Here is a 19,567-nt window from a genome sequence, read left to right as displayed (position 1 = left end):
GTTGGTACGAACAACCGCTGTGCGGACAAAGCTGCCGTTCAACAGCCGAAGACCAATGTTCGCTCTAAGGTGAGAGATCCGATTGGTGCCACTGAAAACCTGCGCTAATCAGGTCACGAAAGCTTCGAGAATTGAGGGCAACTTGAGCCATGTTGATCAGCGCCAATCTTTCGATACTTGGATCGTTCAATTTTCTCCCAACTCTCCCCAGAGAGCTATAGACGTTTGCGGCTCGATCCCCGTTTAATTGCTGACCTTGCAAGAGGTTTGTTGCAGTTACTAGCGCCCAGGAGCGTTGACTTTCCGTGCCGCCGAAGAAAAGCAATTCCTGTGCATGCTGCGCTCTGACATAAGCATATTCTTCTTTTGAAAGAATGTCGCTTGCAGCATCCAAGAGAGCCTCCAAGTGCTCAAGCGGAATATCAGAGGTCAGCATGTCGTTCCACGCGAACACTGGGTAGTCTATCCCGTCCATCATTTGAATTGCTGCGCCGACGTCTCCAAGTCTCGCCCTCAGATTTGCGATTTCACGTCTGGCTTGAGCGTCCAACCCCGAGCTCCCCCAAACGATGGCTCCGCTTACAACGCCTAACCCCACGACCTCTCTCTCGTCGCGAGGAAAAAAACTCTCGGCAAGCACAAGGCTTTCCCGAATCTCGATCTCGCTAGCTCTAGCGGCCATAAGCGCGCGTGCTGCATCGAGGTGGGGAAATACTGGGAATGCTGAATGTTCCGTTTGGGCTTGAAGTGCCAACTCCCGCGCCAATCGGAGTGAAAATTCATCCAGCCCGAGACTCACGGCCCGGTGAACGGTGCGTTCCATCCAACTGAAGTCAGGCCATGGATCTCTTGAGGAAAACTCTGAAAATGCCCTTTCCAAATATCCTGTCGCAAGGGTCAATTCTGATTCCGCCGAAGCTGCGGTCAGAAGTATGTTGGGACGAGCCCCTCCAGCCTCGCGATAAAGTCGCAATACAGTCTGTGAACCTACTAGCTGCACAAGGTCTTCAGTTGGAAATATGAAAGGGTCTTCTGTACGCGGTAGCGCTTCGAGGAGTTGTATAGCGCCATCACGGTTCCCCAAGGCCACTTGCAATTCAGCTGCGTAGATAAGGTGGCTTGTGCGGGAATTCTCCGTCTCGTTTTCCGCCAATATTGCGATGGCATCAGCAATGTTTGAAACGATACTAAGCGTTCGCTCATTGGGTTTGACCTTTGGTCTGGCCGATGCGCCGTATGGACTGCGGCCAAGCAAGTCGAGAGCGCTGATCCACAAAGCTCCAGGCTCCACGGCTGGCGTCGCATCCATTGCCGTTTGTAAACTCTCACCACGACGGATTGCTTCGGTTATCCGATGACTGGCCAACCTAATATTCACAGCCGCTTCAACGTTCTTGGGCGGGCGATCTTTTCCACTTAGGATGCGCAGCTCCAATGCAGAAGCATCCTCTATCCGGCCCATCTGAGCCAACATTTCGACTTCACGCATGTACGGCGGAAGCGAACGAGCACCAATAGCGAGTTCCACACCCAGATCTGTGAGGCATTGAGCGGACATTTCTTTTTTGCATGCCGCGAAGTTGGCATCCTTAGTGCGGATAGCCGGAGAGATGGTCAAAGTCAGCAAAACAATTGCCGCCGCTAACACTGCTACCAGCAAGTATCGGAGAGTGTTCTTTGACAATGAGGCTCAGTCCTAAACTATCTAGGAAGTTACTAGTCAATATATGTGGCCAATTTAAGGTCAGCAAAGCAGTCATTTGTGCGTTATGCGGCATCGGTCAATTTGGGCTCAAAGTGGACCTTCGCTGTATCTGCGATGAATGTCTGCCATGCGGACGAAGCTGCCGTTAGCTACAACAAATTCCGATGACCGCTTTCGGTGTATTAACACTACCAAGGTATGTTCACTTGTGTTGGCGGTAAAACACACTTTACGCACATGTGCCTGTCTCCAACCATGGCTCGAAAAGGAAAATCTTAAAACCGCCATCCCGCATCTGTTAAGGCTGAAATCACCCCTTCCGACAAATCTGGGCTGGAGTAAAACGCTGCCAGAACCAATTCTGGCCTGAACTCTGGCCAGGACTGTTTCAGTTGGTTCAGTATTGCCTTCGCTTTGTTGGTTTCACCCAACCTCTGATGGGCAGCCGCCAGATAAACCAATGACAACGCACTGACAGGGTCACCGTTGTCACTCGCAAATTTCAGAGACGAGATTGCCTCCCTGAACTCTCCAATGTGAAAGCTGGCAACTGCGTGAATGTTCCTGTGTGCAAACCGATGGCTCCCAATTTCTCGCGGATGGCTTGGGTCACTGACTTCATACGCTTCTTCAAAACGACCCAGAACCAGCAATATCAGGCCGCGAAAGTCCAGAACATTTCCATCTTTGGGACGTAGCGACTGCGCGAGTGCTGAATATTCCAGTGCATTGTCATAGTCGCCAGAGACATAAGACACCCATGCCAGCGCGGATTGGCTCCAGCCGTTTGATGGCGCAATGTCCACCGCTTTCTGTGCCATTTCTATTGAATACAGTATCAGTGCGTCACGCTCTTCCCCGCCTCGCGATAGGAGGGCCTGGGTTCCCAGGCTGTGGGCCAACCCAGCATATCCACAGTAGAAATCGGGGGCTTCTTTAATAGCCATACTGAATATGTCGCCAGCCAGGATCTGGTTATCGATAGATGCGATTGGAAACAGCAGGCCCCGAGCTTGATCGCAGTAGTTTGACGCCTGTACTGCAGCGGGTGATTTAGCGGAAAGAGCACGTCGCTCAAGTGAGCGCGTGGGGGTCTTTTGGTTGAGGTCAACAACCTGTTCCATGCGCCCGCCCAGGATGTAGGCAAGAGCAATGATCGCTATGGTGATAGCAGGGATGCCAATCAGCCAGGGCAATCCTGGGCTGAATGGCGTACGATCAACATTGCTCTGAATTTTGCCAGAGCGGTCCTCGAACCAAGGCGCGTAGCCGCCGCTATCAATGTGAATGCGCAGATCGTCTCCAGCACCTGCCGTTTCATAGTACTGCTGCAGTTTCCGCCGTAACCGCCCCGCATCCACACGAACAACGTTGATGTGGCCGTCATCACTGGCAAAACTCTTGAAGTAAACATCCTGAGCGATTGTTTTGCCAAGAATAGCCTCGGATCTACCCGCAATGGCCTCTTCGACAACGTAGCTCAGAAAATTCCGAAGGCGTTCCGCCTTGCCAAATATGTCACTCGCCAATACCTGGTCCAGCGCGTACTTCACACGGGTCGCGTGACGTTCCGGATCAAGGGTCAATTCTCTGTCGGGCATCTGAAACTTCAAGTTTCTCTGTATTTTCAACTCCATACTGTCAAATGAATATTTGAATGTCACCCTAATTTCACGGTGTAACCCTTCCGCGCTGCGCGATGTGCCCTCAGCCTGGTGCCCAGAGATGGACTAGGCGCCAGGGCAATGACGGACATCAACTTACTAGAGCTCGCTTTTCCGGACCAAATCAGCCGCATCCGAGTCATGCGAAAGAACCATCGTGGGTTCGAGGCACTTTGCGGTGACTTCGAGTTGCTCTCAACCGAGTTGGAGAGGGTCCGGAAGGTCAATGAGCAGACGTCACCATGTCTGATCGATCCTGTCACCGAAAGCCTAGACGGGCTGGCCGAGGAAATCGCCGAGCATCTCTCTCGATTCACCAATTCAGAGATTGTCCCGAAAGCCATTTCAGAAGTGGTTCCCATATTCACCCAGGCTCGAACAAAGGACTGAAAACATGCTGCAAGACAGACAGAGGAAGTCAATTAAGTCACTCAGCGCACTCGCCGTCGCAGCGACATTGTTCGCCACAAATGCGTTCGGACAGGCTCCTCCGGTACAGGAGCCCTCATCCCAAGAAGATATTGAGGCTGCACTGACTGGCGGCGTCCCAATGGGGCGTTGGAAAGAGGGTCTGACCTTTGAGGGCATCTCTCCTCAACCGTGGTTGAAAAGTGCGGCAAACTGGTTCCCACGCACCGAAGATGTACAGCCCAACGAGATGAGAATTATCTTCATGGGATCTGCTCCGTTCATTCGCCCTGGGCAAATGAACACGGCGATTCTTGTTGAGCTGGGTAACGGTAAGATATTCATGTTTGACATTGGTGAGGGCTCACCAGCGAACATCATTGCCAGTGGATATGCACTGAATGAAATTACCGATGTATTCATCACGCACCTGCACGTAGACCACTTTGGTGGGTTGCCGTACCTGTGGATGTTCGGAACCTGGGCAGGTGGATGGCACGAGCAGCTGACGGTCCATGGCCCATCCGGCCGCACCAAGGAGTACGGCACTGCAACGATGGTAGAAGGCATGAAAATGATGACCGGCTGGCACCGGGATGCGTTCAGCGTCTTTCCCGTTGGCAAAGGTTGGGACATCGAAGTCAACGAATTTGATTTCCGTGACAATGGTGGCGTGATCTATGATGAAGACGGGGTCAAAGTCACACACTGGCAAAGAAGCCATGCCAAGGACGGTGCGTCCGGATACCGGATGGACTGGAATGGCATGTGCTTTATCTGGACAGGTGACGGTCGACCCAACATGATCGATATTCCTTTTGCCAAAGGCTGTGACGTCTTCGTCACAGAACAGCAGCAGGAAATCATCGAAATCTCCTCCGGAGTTCAAGGCGTGCCGCCTTTCCTGGGGCGTTATACCGTCGATACCCATCACACGCCCAGCTATGCGGCCGGCTACATTGCCAACCTGGTGCAACCCAGGCTTTTGATGAACACTCACATGAGCTATGACCCCTATCAGATCGAGGAAACCGTGGCGGAAATCCGAGAGCACTGGAAAGGCCCCTATCACTTTGGAGCGCCTGACGGGATCGTTGTGAACGTCACCAAAGATCAGATATGGGTTCGCGAAGGCATATTGCCCGAGTTTCCAAACTCACGTGCGCCGCAGTTTGACTTTAGCAATGGTCAGTTGATCGTGCCGAAGCCACCCCATCGGCGCGAAGACATTCAAGAACCCTACGTGCGCGATATGGAGATCGATCCTAAGCTGTACTATCCCGAGGGATATCATCCTGAGCTGCTGACCGAGTGGCCAGTTGATGACGATCTTGTTGTTCCTCTGGAAGCGCTTCCCGAAAACCTAAAAGAGAGTATGGGCGCGGCGTGGCGCCATCGTGAAGCCAACCGCAAAGTGTTGGAAGAGCAAGGTGACAACTAAGTCATCATGACAAACAGGGCGATCACTCGTAAGTTCGGGTGGTCGTTCGAGCTTTTCTGGAAACATCACGAAGGAATGAAGTCTTGTTAATCGTACTTGGCCTCTACTTTGGAATAGTCTGGCTGGTCTTTTCCAAGTTTCACCTTCTCCCCTGGAATGGATTCTGGAAAACTCTGGTTTACGGTGTAGCCGCTGTTATCGCTCTGGTGGTCATCGGTGCGCTGAACCACACAACTCCGACTGGCCCGGTATCCATTCAGGGTGTTTCAACGAATATTGCTCCGAACGTGGCGGGCACGGTTACAGAAGTCGTTGTGGAGCCAAACCAGGAAGTCGCAAAGGGCGAGACCCTATTTCGGATAGATAATGAGGTTTTCAAAGCCGAGGTTTCCCGGCTCGAAGCTGTCTTGGAAACTGCAAAGTCATCTGCCGACCAACTGGTATCAGATTTATCAGCTGCCGAGGCCGAGATTGAATCCTTGACTGCTCAGCTGACTTTCGGAATTCAGCGTCGTGATGACATCATCCGTTTGGAAGAACGCGGGGCATCAACCACGTTCCAACTGCAAGAAGCTGTCTCAACCATCGACCAGTTGACCGCGAATATCCGCGCAGCAGAAGCCCGGAAGACAAGCCTTGAGCGGCGTATCGCCGCGAAGATCGACGGGCGTGACGCAGGTGTTGTGGAGGCCGAGCAGACACTTGCGCAAGCTCTTTGGGATTTAGAGCAAACAGTTGTAAAAGCGCCGGGAAACGGCGTTGTCACGGCTGTATCACTACGGCCAGGTAACCGCGCCACTCCGCTACAAGGGGCAATAACTTTTGTCGAACCCGGAGACTTTGCAGTAATTGCTACTCTTCCCCAATCCAGTCGTGCCAATGTTTCGGTCGGTGACGAAATCCGGCTGGCATTTAGAACGGAACCCGGTGGAGAAAGTACCGGCCGTATTTCCGATTTTCCGGTCGGAACTGTCGAAGGTACTGTTGATCTAAGATCAGGCCTTCCCTCATTGCGGGAACTAACCGGGATATCCAGCTACATCGTATTGGTTGAACTACCTGCAGATGTAGACAGTAATTCCTTGCAATTTGGAACGTCAGGAACAGCTTTGGTCAAGACAGACAAAGCCGGAGCCATTGGTGTTTTGGCAGAGATCCTTTTCTGGATCACTAAAAAGCTCAATTATCTTTGAAAAACCAAGCCAAAGCATCTGTGTCATCAATGAAAACTGTCGAACTCAAATCCTTGGTGTTTCGGTGGCCCGGACAACCTGACCCGGTTCTCTCAGTCGATAGCTTCGATCTTGAGGCCGGGGAAAGCGTGTTTATGAGAGGGCCCAGTGGCAGCGGAAAGACCACGTTGCTCTCGGCAATTGCTGGCGTGATCGATGTACCGCAAAGCGCGGTTCGCGTTGCAGGCACGGATGTCGGGGCTTTGGCCGGAGGTGATCGTGACCGTTTTCGCGTGGATCATTTGGGGATTGTTTTCCAGGTCTTTAATCTCTTGCCTTGGCTCAGTGCGCTTGAAAACACGTTGCTGCCCTGCCGGTTTTCAGCGCAACGGCGCAATCGGTCGGGGCCAGACCCCAAAGCTACCGCAACATGGTTGCTAAGTGAGCTGGGTCTCGAGGATGCTGAGCTGATCAATCGACCTGCCAGCGCACTGAGTGTTGGGCAGCAACAACGCGTTGCGGCGGCGCGGGCGTTGATTGGAGCGCCCGAAGTTGTGTTGGCGGATGAACCCACCTCGGCTTTGGATGAGGACGCAAAAGGCTCGTTTGTCCAGTTGTTGTTGAAGGAATGCAAAGCATCAGGGGCGAGTTTGCTATTTGTGAGCCATGATCGCAGCCTGGAAAAACACTTCGATCGGAGCGTTGACTTGCCGAAGCTGAACGCGGGCAAAACGTGATGTTCAACCTTTGTTTGAAAAGCCTTCTCAATCGCCGCTTTATCGCTGCGTTGACTGTTCTTAGCATTGCCTTGAGCGTGGCTTTGATTGTTGGGGTTGAACGACTGCGAACAGAGGCACGAGCGGGTTTTGCCAATTCTGCATCAGGGATCGATCTGATCATTGCGGCACGCGGAAACGATGTGCAGATCCTGATGGCAACGGTTTTTGGTGTCGGCACAACAGGCGCTGGTATCAGCTGGGACAGCTACGAGATGATCGAAGATTTGCCTCAAGTAAGCTGGACAGTGCCGATTATGATGGGTGACAACCACCGTGGATATCCAGTGATTGGTACGTCCGAGCAATATTTTGACCACTTTCGTCATAGTGGCGGCCAGCAACTGATATTTGCTGAAGGTGTTCCCTTTAAGTCTCCAGATGGCGCAGTGATTGGAGCAAAAGTTGCTCAGGCTTTCGGGTACACGTCAGGCACTGAAATCGTGAATGCCCATGGCTCAGGGGAAGTCGCCTTTGATGTTCACGACGAAGCGCCTTTCACAGTGACCGGCGTGCTGGGGTATACCGGGACGGCCGTCGACAGAATGGTTTTTGTCTCGCTCGAGGGGTTTGACGCCTTGCACGAAGAACCTGCGTCAGAGGTTGCGGACCCATTCGGTTTGATCGATGCACCTGAGGTCGCCGAAGAACACGAAGACCATCACACCGCGCATTCCCATAGCGAAGATCACGCAGACAGCGAATTTGCGGACGGGCATGTGGATCACGGCGACGGCCATGGACAAAACGATGACTATGCGGAGCACGGCGAGCCTGACGAGCACGAAGAAGGGCATCAGGAACATGACGACAGTCATGCCCACGAAAGCGACCATGAAGACGAGGCGGAAGCTGTCAGGACCTCTGGCGAGCACGATCACGGTGGCCATGATCATGAACCGAGGACCATCAACGCGATTTTTGCCGGGCTTGAGGAGAAGACGGCGGTGCTTTCAGTTCAACGGCAACTGGCAGACCATCGCGACGAGGCACTGACTGCTGTTCTTCCTAATGTTGCGCTGTTGCAGCTTTGGTCGATTACCAGTACGGCCGAGACCGCGCTGCGTCTGATGGCAGGCGCTGTGGCAGTGGCTGGAATGATCGGCATGGTGGTCATGTTGTCTGCTTCGCTCGACAACCGGCGGCGTGAATTTGCGATCCTTCGATCCGTGGGCGCAACTCCAGCCGGCGTCTTTTCCCTGATCTTGCTTGAAGCCGTTTTATTGTTGTCGGCCGGCATCGTGCTTGGAGTAATCGCACTCAGCGCTCTCACGCTCGTGATAGATCCGGTTCTTGCCGCAAATTTTGGGCTTCGCATCGGTGTTGGCCTGCCGAGTTTTCGCGAGGTTCTTCTCATAGCCATCGTTTTCTGCTCTGGTCTTCTTGCCAGTATTATACCTGCGTTAAGGGTGTACCGTATGACGCTATCAGACGGATTGTCGGTGCGGCTTTGAAAAAGAGGACCCGCTGAAATGAAGACCATTACGCATTTTCTGAATATCTTATTCGCCCTTGCGATTGCGGGGCCTCTTCTAGCAGCGGATCCGCGCAACATACGTTGGCAGGATCTCCTTCCTGAAGAGCGGCCTTACCACGATCCATTTGCCACCTTAGAATATTCTCAGATCAATTCGTTGGCCATGCTTTATCGGATTGAGGTTCTGCATGCGGACACTGCGGATGACGAGAAGCGCGCCGAAGCGGTTCAGATCCGCGAAGACCTCGTATCTCAAGGCCTTGACCCAGATTGGTTGTTTGAACAACGCGAAATTGTGATGAACCAACGGTTGATTGCCGCGCGCGAACCGAACCTTGACCTTTTGGGGGAGAACGTGCGTCTTCCCGGCTATCTCCTTCCCCTGGATATTGTCGACCAGAAGGCGGTCGAATTCCTTCTGGTTCCGACAGTTGGAGCCTGCATCCACACACCACCACCTCCCGCCAATCAGATGGTCTATGTGCGATACGAACAAGGCTTCGAAATTGACGAGTTATATAAGCCAGTTTGGATAAGCGGGGAAATGCGGGCACAGAGCAGGTCCCAGTCACTCAATTACGTGGACGGCCAGGCCAATATCGAAACCTCATATGCGATGGATGCGCTGTCGGTAGAAATCTATGACTGATCAGTCAGACTAGAGGTCCGTTCTTTGGCTTCACCGGGATACATCTTTGCACCGAACCCTGTATCAGAATCTTTGGTTCGTGCAGATGTGACGCTGCAAATCTCTTCTGAAGCTCCTTGATGATCAATTCGGCGATTTTTTTTGTCACGATCCGCCATTTTGTGTCCACACCAATCCGCGCGCATGGGTTTAACAAGTACACCCGGCAACCCTCGCTGGTTAATCAGCTTATCATAAGTGGCGAGAACTCTTTTTCATTGCTCTTGATCGATCATGTTGTCTCTTTGACTTATTGATCAGAGTTCTTAATCGAATCGCATACCGCACTTGTAAGCCGCCTTTCGTGCGTGTCGCAGCATCCGTTAGTTTGGGCTCGAAGCCGTCATCCGACAGCATTAGCGATGAGACTGGTTTGTGGTTGCGAGCGGTCATTGGGGCCGCTCTCAGGATTGGTCCGACATCGGCCCTCCCAGCACTATTCAACGAGTTTTCAAGCTTGACGCTGAGGTTCTACCGTCGCCTGACCCTCTCTCGATTACGCTCCCGACGTTCGATGTTGATCCGGTGGTCGCGACCCAATGCCCGGTAGAACCCCAGTCCCTTGGACCAGTTCAGAAAATGCGCAAAGCTATCCACCTGATCGTCGTTACGCCCGCGTGGAAAGGACTGAAGCTCTCGTTTGAATACCGGCAGCCAGGGTGCGTCTGCAGGCAGATACACCTTGCCCTCTTCGACAGGACCGCAAGCGGACTGGAACCGGGTTTCCTTGTCCTTGTCGGGTTTAATGCGTTCGTAGCGCCGACGGTCATCACGAAACAGCTCGTCCAGAAGCGGTTTACCGGAGGCCGCATCTTCGATCAAAACACGATTCGGATCCCAAAGGCCGAGAAGTCGGACCGGGGATCCGCTGACATGCCCGTATCCCAGCTTTGAACCACCAGTTGGAACCAGCGACGATTTTCGATGGTCTCATAAATACTGAACCACTCCCAGCGAAGGGGCGATCCGTCTGGTGCAATCGGGTTCTGCTGATACTGGCAATTGAACACGGCTGCGCCCATTTCACGGCGCTTGGTATCCAGCGTTGGCTGATCCAGGCGCGACGGGCAAAGGAGATCACCCGGTTTGCGGTGCATGGCCATTCCACGCCCAAGAGGCACCGTCTCATATTCTTCGGCGATGGCAGACAGATTCAGGTGCCGATAGGTACCGCGTTCAAGCAGGTAGCTTGGCGGATCCATCTCGTGCAACCGTTGTGCAACCATAACCACACGCCCTTCGGCCGGGTTGTCAAAGCGCGACAGCAAGGTCCCCTCAATGAACTCCTGTGCCTTGACCAGCTCGGCTTCGGAACCCGCATCACCAGCTTTCAGCAGGTCATCGATGATGATGTAATCAGCGCCATGGCCAGTAACAGAACTGCCGATGGAGACAGCCTTGCGACTGCCTCCCTTTGTGGTGCGGATTTCTTCTGAGGAGTTGCCCTTTTGGGCCAAAACCGTTTCAGGGAACATTTCCCGGTACCAGCGCGCGGACATGATCCGACGACAATCTTCAGAATGCTTGCGCGCCAAATCCAGCCCGTAGCTGGCAACAATAATCTTGGCGCTGGGTGAGTGCCCCAGAAGATAAGCGACATATGCAACGGCCACGGTGACCGATTTCAGGCAACGTGGCGGGATGTTGATGATCAGCCGCTTGTTTTCGCCTTGGCGGACATTGTCCAACTCATGGCACATGGCACGCACATGCCAAGCCGGATCAAAGCTGCGGTCAGTCCCTTGGTGCAGCGTGTCAAACACACGCCACACGAAAGGAAAGAAATTGTCCCGGCAAACCTCGCGAGCGGCTTGCAGGACCATTTTTGGATCAGGAGTCGTCATCTTCCGCCTCCTCGTTTTCCGGACCACCGTCACCGTCCAGTTGGCTGGAAAAGAAATCCCGGAGGATGTCATAGTCAACTGCCTCCGGCCCATTCACTTCAGAGCCAGCCTGTTCGCTCCCATCATCTGGACCGCCGAACAGATCAGCGTCGACCTTGAGAAGCGCCATTAGCAATTTCGTGTCGCCCTTCAACGCACCGGCCGTGAGCCGCTTTGCAATTGCCTCCGCCTTGGAAATCCGAGCTTCGTTGTTGCCTTCGCGGACGGTGATCTTGGCTTCCAGTTCGCGTTTCAAGCTAGCATTCACCCCTTTGGCACCTTTTGGTCGTCCCTTCGGATTGCCGGAGCGGCCTTTCTTGAATTGGGTCGCTTTGGGCGGCTTGCCGTAGCCCACCTCATACTCTTTCGTATCGTCAGACATGATCCACCTCCTGCTCTGAAGTGGCGTCGTTGGCTGCAGAACGCGTATCGAACGTTTGCCCCGTGACAGCATGCACCGCGCTTTCACCGGTCATCTCCTGCCAACGGTGGATGGCGACATCGACGTAAACAGGGTCAAGCTCAATGAGCCGCGCCCGGCGCCCGGTTTTCTCAGCTGCCAGCAAGGTCGCGCCGGACCCGCCAAAAACGTCCAGCACGACATCGCCGCGATGACTTACATCCATCATGGCATCTGCCACCAAAGCTGTCGGCTTCACCGTGGGATGATCAGCGAGATCCGCTTCGCGTCCTGCCCCAAAGCTGTTCACACCCGCATAATCCCAGACATTGGTCCGGTTGCGCCCATGTTTGCCCAGTTCGACATTGTTGATATGCGACGCACCTGGCTTCTTGAAGATCGCAACCAGCTCGTGCTTGGAGCGGTAAAGGCTGCCCATGCCTCCGTTCGTCTTGTTCCAGACGCAGAGATTGATGAGGTCCAATCCACCTGCCTTGCCGGCCGCAATCAACTCTTCAATGTGACGCCAGTCCATGCAGATCATCGCGATGCCCCCGCCCGGCAAGCAGTCAAACAGCCGGTTGTTCACGTCCGAGAGAAAGCCACGGAACTCGCCGTCAGACATTTCTCCTGACGCCATGGCAAACTCGCGATGATCGCCACCGGTGCCACAGCGGACATGCCCATTCACCGGCACATTGTAAGGAGGGTCGGTGAAGACCGTCTGCGGGGTCTCGCCTTCCAGCAAGAGTTCGTAGCTCTGGGATTGCAAGGCATTCCCGCAGAAGATGCGATGATCTCCGAGAACCCAGAGGTCGCCCGGCTGCGTGATTACGGGTGCCGCAGGGTTCGGCGTCTCAACAGATTCCGCTTCAGTCTCCGTGACCTCGCCCGTGCCGTCGATGATAATGTCGATCTCAGGTGTTTCGAACCCGGTGATGCCCAGATCAAAGTCCAGCTCGCCATCAAGGCTGAGATCCATCAGCTCGGCAAACTCGATCTGCAGCGCCGCTTCGTTCCAGTCTGACAATTCCGCCAACTTGTTATCCGCAATGCGCAGAGCGCGCACTTCCGCTTCAGACAAGTGATCCGCGACAACTGTCGGCACAGACTTCAACCCCAGAGCCTTGGCGGCTTCATAGCGGCCATGACCCGCAATGATTGTGCCCGAACCATCCAAAAGGATCGGAGTGACAAAGCCAAACTGGGCCACCGAAGCCTTCAGTTTGTCGATGTTCTTGGCCGCATGTACGCGGTTGTTGTTGGCGTAGGGCTTGATCTGGCTGATCTGAGATTGGACGACTTTGTCCGCCATCCAGATCGGCGTGTTGGACGCCTTGGCGTCGCTCTGTGGTTTCTTGGCAGGCATGTTCGCCTCCTTTTGCTTGGCGCCATGTGGACGCCGAGATGGAGGGATCGCGTTGGAAAATCGGAGAGAGCACAAATCGCAACTCCCCGGACCAATCGATCCGAGACGTTGCTCCTTTGAATGCTCTCTGCGGAAACCTGTGTTTCCAATGAGTGCTGCCTGCGGGAGCAGTTTCTCGCCCTGATAGTCCGGGCGATTGAACAAAATGTAGGTTTCATCAATACAGGATGCAACCCCCAAAACAAAAGTAACCAATTAAGATTGTTGACTAATAATCGGGGGTACGGCAGCAGCGCCCTGCAAAACACACCCCTCCTGAGGCTGCTCCAGAAAGAGCTGGACTGTTGCTATGAACCACGCATCACTGAACCCACGCCCGAGCCATTCGGGCGCTCCTCGGTACAGGGGTTCCGTATCTCGCCGACCCAAGATTAGAGGAGACAGTTCATGCCCAAGCGGAAGCAAACTAAAATTGACAAGGTGCAAGCTTTGTTGCGTCGCCCGAGCGGCGCCAGCCTTGAGGCGCTCTGCAAAGCAACGGGGTGGCAGCCTCATTCGGTCCGAGCGGCTCTAAGCGGTCTGCGGAAAAAAGGCGTCACAATTGAAAGGCGGGCATCCGACAAACCAGATGGTTCTTCCACCTATCACCTGACGGTGGGAACAGGAGAAGAGTCATGACGAAGACTGGCGAAATTGCCGATCTGGCCGCCATGGGGCGATCGGATCTGGTCACGCTTTGGCAACAACTGTTTGATCAACCCGCACCCGCCATGCTCAGCCAACCCTTCCTGCGCCGTTTTATCGCCTTTGAGATGCAGTCCCGCCGTCATGGCGGGCTATCCCGGCAGGTCAAAGCCACGCTGGAAAAGGGCTCTGAGAAGAAACCCCGGCCTGCCTGCCCTGCCCTTAAACCCGGCGGGCGCCTGCTGCGCGAGTGGAATGGCGTGACCCATGTAGTCGACGTTACAGAGGATTGCTTTGTCTGGAACAGTCGGTCCTATCGCTCTCTCTCGGCCATCGCCCGAGAAATTACCGGTGCGCATTGGTCAGGTCCGCGTTTCTTTGGGCTCACCGGCAAGGGGGCCAAATGAGCCCGCGCCGTAAAATCCGATGCGCCATCTACACGCGCAAGTCCTCAGAAGATGGTCTGGATCAGGACTTTAATTCGCTGGACGCGCAATACGAAGCCTGCGCAGCCTATGTCACCAGCCAGCGACATGAAGGCTGGATCCTATTGGCCGAGCGTTACGATGACGGTGGCCTGTCGGGCGGCACCCTAGAGCGCCCTGCCCTTCAGCGCCTTCTTGAAGAGATCGATGCCGGGCGCATCGACATGGTTGTGGTCTACAAGATCGACCGACTGACCCGGTCGCTTGCCGATTTCTCCAAGCTGGTCGAACGGCTGGAACAGGCGAACTGTTCTTTTGTGTCCGTCACACAGGCCTTCAATACCTCATCTTCCATGGGCCGGTTGACCCTGAACGTACTGTTGTCCTTTGCTCAGTTTGAGCGGGAAGTCACCGCCGAACGTATTCGCGATAAAATCGCGGCGTCCAAGAAAAGGGGCTTTGGATGGGCGGCAACCTGCCTCTCGGCTATGATCGCCACCCCGATGCCAAAGCAAGAACGCTAGTGGTGAAGGAAGATGAGGCCCGAACGGTTCGACATCTCTTTGATCTTTATGACGAGCTGGGTTGCCTGCGCAAAGTAGAAGAACGGGCAACGGCAGAAGGGCTGCGGTCAAAACGGGTTGTTCGGGCGGATGGAAGAGTGAAAGGGAATTGTCCGCTGTCACGCGGTCAGATCTATTACCTGTTGCGCAACCCGGTTTACCTCGGGAAAATCCGGCACAAGGATAAGATCTGGGACGCACAACACCCTGCGATCATCGACCAGGACATCTGGGACCGGGTGCAGGAAAAAATGCGCCAAGCGTCGCAGCGATCCTGTGCAGACCCTACACCCGATACGTGCCAACGTTCCAATGACCCCGGCGCCTGGCTCACCGGTCTGCTGCAGAATGAAACAGGTAATCGGTTGACGCCAACCCACACCTCACGCAAAGGCCGACGGTTGCGCTACTATGCTTCCAACTGACTGATCTCGGGTGGCAAGGATATCTCCGGCTGGCGACTGCCTGGCCCTGCGCTGGAAAACGCAGTCATGGATGTCATCGTCAGACATCTGCAAGACGCCGCCGCCGCGCACCAGGTACTGGCGCAGCCGGAGGCCGGATCAGCGGAGGCAGTTCAGACTTCAGTTGCGGATTTAGTAACCCGGCTTCAATGCCAAACCGGTCAGGTTGGCGCTGATATTCTGGCCAACGGCAGAATTGCACGAGGACAGATCGACCTCGAATTGAACCCCAAAACTCTGACATGCGCACTTGGCATTGCTGCAGACCATCTGCACTCGGATCTCACCCACGTCACCGCACCCTTCGATCTGCGCCGCCGCGGTGTCGAGGCCAAGGTCATCGCCGGAGACATGGCACCCCAACCCGATCCCCATCTCCGGTCCATGCTGATCCGCGCCCATGGCTGGGCCCGTGATCTGAAAGCCGGAGTTCAACTGATGGAGATTGCACGCAGCGAAAGCGTCCCTGGCGCCTTCATCCGTACCCGTGCTCAGCTCGCCTTTCTCTCACCGAAGATTCAGGCCGCGATTCTCGACGGCACCCAGCCGCCCGAACTCACACTCAGGAGTCTGGTCAGCGTTACCCACCCACTTGACTGGACCGAACAGCAACGCCAGTTCGGCTTTTGATAGCTCCAGATCCTGCGTCCCTGATACAGGGTTCGCCCTCCCTGATCCGTCGGCACAATTCCCTGTTCCCGCGAGAAAACTCCCCGTTCCACCTCTTAGGGAATTTGCATCATAAGCCTCTGAAAAACAGACAGTTCTGGCATGTGAAGCTCTGGGTTCTCGACCCATCTAACGAAAATTCCCTGTAAACTGCCGGGTATCAGGGAAATCTGGCCCAAAGCGACCCCGCCAAAATGTGGCACTGAGACTGAGGCTTGAATCGTGCTCCGAGTGTACGGTCTGCTCCGTCTCTGATTGAAAGCGCACGCGCCAACGCGCGGGAATTGCGGCACAATTCCGGGTCAGAAAATACAACTGAAGTGAGACAGGTATGAGTGGCGGGGAGACAGGGATTCGAACCCTGGGAACGCTCTCACGTTCAACGGTTTTCAAGACCGCCGCATTCGACCACTCTGCCACCTCCCCGCGTGGGGCAGGGTCTAAGGCCATCGCGAACCGGTGGCAAGACCAAATAGGGAATTCTTGCCGAAGCGCCTGCTGCGGTCTTTCCATGACACTTTGGCCGCGTTATGATCCGCAGGAAAGACCGAAGCAGGCTGGCAATACAGAACCAGCAATCGGCGGCGGGTCTCGGGAAACGAGGCCCAATCAGGCAAGGGATGACAAGATGAAGCGAGCGACAGAGACACGCGCACATCCGCGAGCGTTAGCGGCTTTGGCCGTTATGTCCGTGGTTTTAGCTGGTTGCGATGAGGCGCTTTCCCCCGAAAATGTCTCGGCAGATACCCAAAGCTCTGAAACCGCATCAGACGGTCGGACCGACCTTTTCCCTGTACCCGCCGGTAGCCCGAAAGATGATGTCGAAGCACCCGAGGTGTTTCAGTTGTCTGAGCCCGGACTATGGGACGGCCGTCCGTCATTGGGCGGCATATGGGTTGCTCATCCGGACGTGACACAGCCCGAGCGTGTACGCGTCAAAAACCCCAAGAACAACAAAACGATCACCGCCGCGTTGTTCCGTCGCGAAAGAAACCTGCCGGGCCCCGAACTGCAACTTTCCTCTGCTGCGGCCGAAAAACTGGGCATTCTGGCTGGCGCGCCTACACAGGTTGATGTCGTCGCCCTGCGTCGCAAAGCGCCCGAGCCGAAACCTGAGCCGGTCGAAGAAAAGCCCACAGCTGAAGAGACCCCTGTCGAAGAAACGCAAACCGCGGCAGCGGATGAACCCAAGACCGACATCGCCGAAAATGAGGCTGCAGAAGCTGAACAGCCAGCCAAGCTCAAGTGGTGGCAACGCAAAAAACCTGCTGCGGCCGGTGCCGCGACTGCGGCTGCTGTAGCCGCAGATGCCGCGACCGACACGGCAACCGACACAGCAGCCGAAACAACCGCCGAGGCGGTCGAAACCGTCACAGAGACTGAAGTACCGGCCAAGCCCAAATGGTGGCAGCGCAAGAAACCAGCCACGGCGGCCGTGGCCGCTGATGCCGCGACCGATACGGCGACCGACACAGCGACTGAGGTGGTCGAAACGACGGCAGAAGCAACATCATCGGCTTCACTGGTGGACCCAGAGGTTACCCCCCCGACTGAGCAACCGGCCAAACGTAAATGGTGGCAAAAGAAAAAGCCCGATGAAATCACCGAAACGCCGCTGGACCCGATCGCGGGCGCGGCTGCGGCGATTGACGCGGCAGAACCCACACCGGCCGGAACCCTCTCTGCCACAACCGCGGACGCATCGGCAGCCACGGCGGCTTCGGTATCGTCCTTGTCAAAACCGTTCGTCCAGGTTGGCACTTTCGGGGTTGAAACCAACGCCAATAGCGCTGCCAACAAGATCCGCCGCAACGGAATGCCTGCCGAGGTGCGAGAACTAACCTCGGACGGCAAAACGGTCTGGAGGGTCCTGGTCGGCCCAGCCACGTCGCGCTCGGAACGCAATGCCATGCAGCGCGATGTCAAAGACCTGGGCTTTAACGACGCGTTCACCGTCAAAAACTGAAACAAAGGAGGCCCCCCGTGCTGTCCTCACTGCGATCATCTGTTTTGACCCTCGGGCTGGCGCTGTTTGCCCTGCCCGCCCACGCTTTCGACACAACCGCCCGCGCGGCCTATGTGATCGATCAGACGACCGGAACGGTTCTGCTGTCGAAAGAAGCAGACCAGCCGCTGCCGCCTGCGTCGATGTCCAAACTGATGACGCTCTACGTCGCGTTTGAGGCGCTGCGCGATGGCCGCCTGACCCTGGGGGAAACCCTGCCCGTGTCGGAACACGCCATGAGCTATGGTGGGTCGACCATGTTCCTGAACACGCAGGATCGTGTCAGCGTCGAAGATCTGCTGCGTGGCATCATCGTTTTGTCTGGTAACGACGCATGTGTGGTGATTGCCGAGGCGCTAAGCCCCGATGGGACCGAGGCCGGGTTTGCCCGCTACATGACACAGCGCGCCAAGCAGATGGGCATGGACAACTCGAACTTCGCCAACTCGAACGGATGGCCGGCGGCGGGCCACATGATGTCGGTCCATGACCTTGCCGTATTGGCCAACCGGCTGATCAGCGACTTTCCGGAATACTACCCACTGTTCGCAGAAGAAGAGTTTGAGTTTGATGGCCGTGCGCCGTCGAACAAACGTAACCGCAATCCGCTGCTGAAACTGGGGATCGGGGCCGACGGCCTGAAAACTGGGCATACGCAAGAGGCGGGTTACGGCCTTGTCGGCTCGGCCAAGCAAGGCGACCGTCGGGTTGTCTTTGTCCTGACTGGCCTCGATAGCACCGCCCGTCGCGCAGAGGAGGCTGAGGCCGTGGTTAACTGGTCGTTTCGCAATTTTGTCGAGAGGACCATTGCCGACGCCGAAACGCCGATAGCCGAAGCCCAGATCTGGATGGGCGCAGAAAAGACTGTTGGGCTGGTGCCCGAAGGGGATCTGACCTTGTTGTTCCCAGTTCTCAATGACAAGGATGTCAAAGCTGAGGTCGTCTATGAAGGCCCGATCAACGCGCCTGTGGAAAAGGGGCAGAAACTGGCTGAGCTGGTGATCACACCCGAAGGATTGCCCGAAATCCGTCGCCCACTGTTCGCGGCCAAAGACGTGCCTGTGGGCGGCTTTGTCGTGCGCATGAAAACCGTTGGTGGTATTGTTCTGGAAGACGTTATCGGCAATCCGCTGGAGGCGATGTGACGAAGGCAGGGTTGTTTCTGACCTTCGAAGGCATTGACGGGTCTGGAAAGTCATCGCAAGCACGCATGCTTGTCGAACATTTGCGTGGCCTCGGTTACGATGTAGTTCTGACCCGCGAGCCCGGAGGATCTGCAGGCGCTGAAGAGATCCGAAGCCTTGTTCTGGAAGGTGACCCGGATCGCTGGTCTGCAGAGACGGAAATCCTGCTGTTTACGGCCGCCCGCCGGGATCATTTGGAACGCACGATCAGGCCAGCGCTGGCCGAAGGCAAAGTCGTGATCTGCGACCGCTTCGCCGACAGCACCCGCATGTATCAGGGCCTGTCGCGCGGCGATCTGCGGGGATTGGTCGATCAATTGCACGACCTGATGATCGGGCGCGAACCCGACATGACCGTTTTGATTGACATGGATCCCGAAACCGGGCTGTCCCGCGCCAAGGGGCGTCAGGGAACAGAAGAACGGTTCGAAGATTTCGGGCTGGATCTGCAACAACAGATGCGTGCAGGGTTTCTGGCCCTTGCGGATGAGTATTCCGACCGTTTCCGCGTGGTTGATGGCAACCGGGACATGGACAGTGTTGCACAGGATGTGACAGATATCGTTCTGCAGGCTTTGCGATAGACGGTA

At 55.4% G+C, this 19,567-nt stretch carries 20 protein-coding genes and 1 tRNA gene; 14 read left to right on the top strand and 7 right to left on the bottom strand.

The features are described from left to right. Positions 1-64: 64 nt before the first annotated feature. Together AC2FLA_RS00435 and AC2FLA_RS00430 are read right to left on the bottom strand one after the other, a co-directional pair. Positions 65-1,684: a hypothetical protein gene (locus AC2FLA_RS00435; RefSeq protein ID WP_496719648.1), complete on the bottom strand. Its 1,620-nt coding sequence runs from the start codon at positions 1,682-1,684 to the stop codon at positions 65-67. Positions 1,685-1,980: 296 nt separating this feature from the next. After that, positions 1,981-3,306, bottom strand: a complete 1,326-nt coding sequence (locus AC2FLA_RS00430; protein ID WP_496719646.1) for a tetratricopeptide repeat protein — start codon at positions 3,304-3,306, stop codon at positions 1,981-1,983. A gap of 144 nt (positions 3,307-3,450) precedes the next feature. On the opposite strand from AC2FLA_RS00430, the gene AC2FLA_RS00425 reads away from it, so the two are divergent. Genes AC2FLA_RS00425 through AC2FLA_RS00400 form a run of 6 tightly spaced genes read left to right on the top strand, consistent with a single transcriptional unit; the run spans position 3,451 to position 9,292 of the window. Beyond that, positions 3,451-3,759 carry a hypothetical protein gene (locus AC2FLA_RS00425; RefSeq protein ID WP_271950336.1) on the top strand — a complete coding sequence of 103 codons (309 nt, stop codon included), beginning with the start codon at positions 3,451-3,453 and terminating at the stop codon, positions 3,757-3,759. A gap of 4 nt (positions 3,760-3,763) precedes the next feature. Beyond that, on the top strand, positions 3,764-5,218 hold the full coding sequence (gene gntH / locus AC2FLA_RS00420; RefSeq protein ID WP_109312726.1) for a guanitoxin biosynthesis MBL fold metallo-hydrolase GntH: 1,455 nt from the start codon (positions 3,764-3,766) through the stop codon (positions 5,216-5,218). 38 nt (positions 5,219-5,256) lie between these two features. Next, complete coding sequence (locus tag AC2FLA_RS00415) at positions 5,257-6,411, top strand: HlyD family secretion protein (protein ID WP_496719644.1); 1,155 nt, start codon at positions 5,257-5,259, stop codon at positions 6,409-6,411. A gap of 29 nt (positions 6,412-6,440) precedes the next feature. Further along, positions 6,441-7,127 (top strand): ABC transporter ATP-binding protein, encoded by a 687-nt coding sequence (locus AC2FLA_RS00410; RefSeq protein ID WP_496719643.1) that lies wholly within the window; start codon positions 6,441-6,443, stop codon positions 7,125-7,127. After that, on the top strand, positions 7,127-8,620 hold the full coding sequence (locus AC2FLA_RS00405) for an ABC transporter permease (protein ID WP_496719642.1): 1,494 nt from the start codon (positions 7,127-7,129) through the stop codon (positions 8,618-8,620). The genes AC2FLA_RS00410 and AC2FLA_RS00405 overlap by 1 nt, the downstream gene beginning before the upstream one ends. Before the next feature lie 18 nt (positions 8,621-8,638). After that, complete coding sequence (locus tag AC2FLA_RS00400; protein ID WP_496719640.1) at positions 8,639-9,292, top strand: DUF3299 domain-containing protein; 654 nt, start codon at positions 8,639-8,641, stop codon at positions 9,290-9,292. Positions 9,293-9,802: 510 nt separating this feature from the next. On the opposite strand, the gene terL is transcribed toward AC2FLA_RS00400, so the two are convergent. Genes terL through AC2FLA_RS00380 form a run of 4 tightly spaced genes read right to left on the bottom strand, consistent with a single transcriptional unit; the run spans position 9,803 to position 12,983 of the window. Next, positions 9,803-10,153 carry a phage terminase large subunit gene (gene terL / locus AC2FLA_RS00395; protein ID WP_496719638.1) on the bottom strand — a complete coding sequence of 117 codons (351 nt, stop codon included), beginning with the start codon at positions 10,151-10,153 and terminating at the stop codon, positions 9,803-9,805. Next, on the bottom strand, positions 10,150-11,175 hold the full coding sequence (locus AC2FLA_RS00390) for a hypothetical protein (RefSeq protein WP_496719636.1): 1,026 nt from the start codon (positions 11,173-11,175) through the stop codon (positions 10,150-10,152). Before AC2FLA_RS00390 ends, terL begins: the two co-directional genes overlap by 4 nt. After that, positions 11,162-11,596 carry a DUF5681 domain-containing protein gene (locus AC2FLA_RS00385; RefSeq protein ID WP_271950126.1) on the bottom strand — a complete coding sequence of 145 codons (435 nt, stop codon included), beginning with the start codon at positions 11,594-11,596 and terminating at the stop codon, positions 11,162-11,164. The genes AC2FLA_RS00390 and AC2FLA_RS00385 overlap by 14 nt, the downstream gene beginning before the upstream one ends. Then, positions 11,589-12,983: a site-specific DNA-methyltransferase gene (locus AC2FLA_RS00380; RefSeq protein ID WP_496719634.1), complete on the bottom strand. Its 1,395-nt coding sequence runs from the start codon at positions 12,981-12,983 to the stop codon at positions 11,589-11,591. Before AC2FLA_RS00380 ends, AC2FLA_RS00385 begins: the two co-directional genes overlap by 8 nt. A gap of 447 nt (positions 12,984-13,430) precedes the next feature. On the opposite strand from AC2FLA_RS00380, the gene AC2FLA_RS00375 reads away from it, so the two are divergent. The 5 genes from AC2FLA_RS00375 to AC2FLA_RS00355 all read left to right on the top strand — a co-directional run bounded on the left by AC2FLA_RS00375 (position 13,431) and on the right by AC2FLA_RS00355 (position 15,749). Next, on the top strand, positions 13,431-13,661 hold the full coding sequence (locus tag AC2FLA_RS00375; protein ID WP_496719633.1) for a DUF3489 domain-containing protein: 231 nt from the start codon (positions 13,431-13,433) through the stop codon (positions 13,659-13,661). Further along, positions 13,658-14,074, top strand: coding sequence for a DUF2924 domain-containing protein (locus tag AC2FLA_RS00370; protein ID WP_496719631.1), 417 nt, complete (start codon positions 13,658-13,660; stop codon positions 14,072-14,074). Before AC2FLA_RS00375 ends, AC2FLA_RS00370 begins: the two co-directional genes overlap by 4 nt. Next, complete coding sequence (locus AC2FLA_RS00365; RefSeq protein ID WP_496719629.1) at positions 14,071-14,616, top strand: recombinase family protein; 546 nt, start codon at positions 14,071-14,073, stop codon at positions 14,614-14,616. The genes AC2FLA_RS00370 and AC2FLA_RS00365 overlap by 4 nt, the downstream gene beginning before the upstream one ends. Continuing rightward, positions 14,556-15,080: a recombinase family protein gene (locus tag AC2FLA_RS00360; RefSeq protein WP_496719627.1), complete on the top strand. Its 525-nt coding sequence runs from the start codon at positions 14,556-14,558 to the stop codon at positions 15,078-15,080. Before AC2FLA_RS00365 ends, AC2FLA_RS00360 begins: the two co-directional genes overlap by 61 nt. Positions 15,081-15,146: 66 nt before the next feature. Next, entirely contained in the window at positions 15,147-15,749 is a 603-nt protein-coding gene (locus tag AC2FLA_RS00355; RefSeq protein ID WP_496719625.1) for a hypothetical protein, read from the top strand. Positions 15,750-16,124: 375 nt separating this feature from the next. Here the strand turns inward: AC2FLA_RS00355 and AC2FLA_RS00350 are convergent. Next, positions 16,125-16,214, bottom strand: a tRNA-Ser gene (locus AC2FLA_RS00350). Positions 16,215-16,416: 202 nt separating this feature from the next. Here AC2FLA_RS00350 and AC2FLA_RS00345 point away from each other — a divergent pair. From AC2FLA_RS00345 to tmk, 3 genes are read left to right on the top strand one after another with little or no spacing between them, the layout of a single operon-like run. After that, positions 16,417-17,754, top strand: a complete 1,338-nt coding sequence (locus AC2FLA_RS00345; RefSeq protein WP_496719623.1) for an SPOR domain-containing protein — start codon at positions 16,417-16,419, stop codon at positions 17,752-17,754. 17 nt (positions 17,755-17,771) lie between these two features. Next, positions 17,772-18,938, top strand: coding sequence for a D-alanyl-D-alanine carboxypeptidase family protein (locus AC2FLA_RS00340; protein WP_108861555.1), 1,167 nt, complete (start codon positions 17,772-17,774; stop codon positions 18,936-18,938). Further along, positions 18,935-19,561: a dTMP kinase gene (tmk, locus tag AC2FLA_RS00335; protein ID WP_496719621.1), complete on the top strand. Its 627-nt coding sequence runs from the start codon at positions 18,935-18,937 to the stop codon at positions 19,559-19,561. Before AC2FLA_RS00340 ends, tmk begins: the two co-directional genes overlap by 4 nt. Positions 19,562-19,567 lie beyond the last annotated feature (6 nt).

It is taken from the genome of Ruegeria sp. CDSA033, from assembly GCF_059612305.1.
Note: the sequence above shows the minus strand (reverse complement) of the source record. Positions and strands in the feature narration are given on the sequence as shown.

Excerpts from the sequence above, each read along its gene's own strand:
- gntH (WP_109312726.1), top strand. The coding sequence starts at position 3,764 with ATGCTGCAAGACAGACAGAGGAAGTCAATTAAGTCACTCAGCGCACTC.
- AC2FLA_RS00380 (WP_496719634.1), bottom strand. The coding sequence starts at position 12,983 with ATGCCTGCCAAGAAACCACAGAGCGACGCCAAGGCGTCCAACACGCCG.
- AC2FLA_RS00410 (WP_496719643.1), top strand. The coding sequence starts at position 6,441 with ATGAAAACTGTCGAACTCAAATCCTTGGTGTTTCGGTGGCCCGGACAA.
- AC2FLA_RS00360 (WP_496719627.1), top strand. The coding sequence starts at position 14,556 with ATGGGCGGCAACCTGCCTCTCGGCTATGATCGCCACCCCGATGCCAAA.
- AC2FLA_RS00370 (WP_496719631.1), top strand. The coding sequence starts at position 13,658 with ATGACGAAGACTGGCGAAATTGCCGATCTGGCCGCCATGGGGCGATCG.
- AC2FLA_RS00405 (WP_496719642.1), top strand. The coding sequence starts at position 7,127 with ATGTTCAACCTTTGTTTGAAAAGCCTTCTCAATCGCCGCTTTATCGCT.
- AC2FLA_RS00345 (WP_496719623.1), top strand. The coding sequence starts at position 16,417 with ATGAAGCGAGCGACAGAGACACGCGCACATCCGCGAGCGTTAGCGGCT.
- AC2FLA_RS00400 (WP_496719640.1), top strand. The coding sequence starts at position 8,639 with ATGAAGACCATTACGCATTTTCTGAATATCTTATTCGCCCTTGCGATT.
- AC2FLA_RS00365 (WP_496719629.1), top strand. The coding sequence starts at position 14,071 with ATGAGCCCGCGCCGTAAAATCCGATGCGCCATCTACACGCGCAAGTCC.
- AC2FLA_RS00430 (WP_496719646.1), bottom strand. The coding sequence starts at position 3,306 with ATGCCCGACAGAGAATTGACCCTTGATCCGGAACGTCACGCGACCCGT.
- AC2FLA_RS00375 (WP_496719633.1), top strand. The coding sequence starts at position 13,431 with ATGCCCAAGCGGAAGCAAACTAAAATTGACAAGGTGCAAGCTTTGTTG.
- AC2FLA_RS00390 (WP_496719636.1), bottom strand. The coding sequence starts at position 11,175 with ATGACGACTCCTGATCCAAAAATGGTCCTGCAAGCCGCTCGCGAGGTT.
- AC2FLA_RS00385 (WP_271950126.1), bottom strand. The coding sequence starts at position 11,596 with ATGTCTGACGATACGAAAGAGTATGAGGTGGGCTACGGCAAGCCGCCC.
- AC2FLA_RS00355 (WP_496719625.1), top strand. The coding sequence starts at position 15,147 with ATGGATGTCATCGTCAGACATCTGCAAGACGCCGCCGCCGCGCACCAG.
- AC2FLA_RS00425 (WP_271950336.1), top strand. The coding sequence starts at position 3,451 with ATGACGGACATCAACTTACTAGAGCTCGCTTTTCCGGACCAAATCAGC.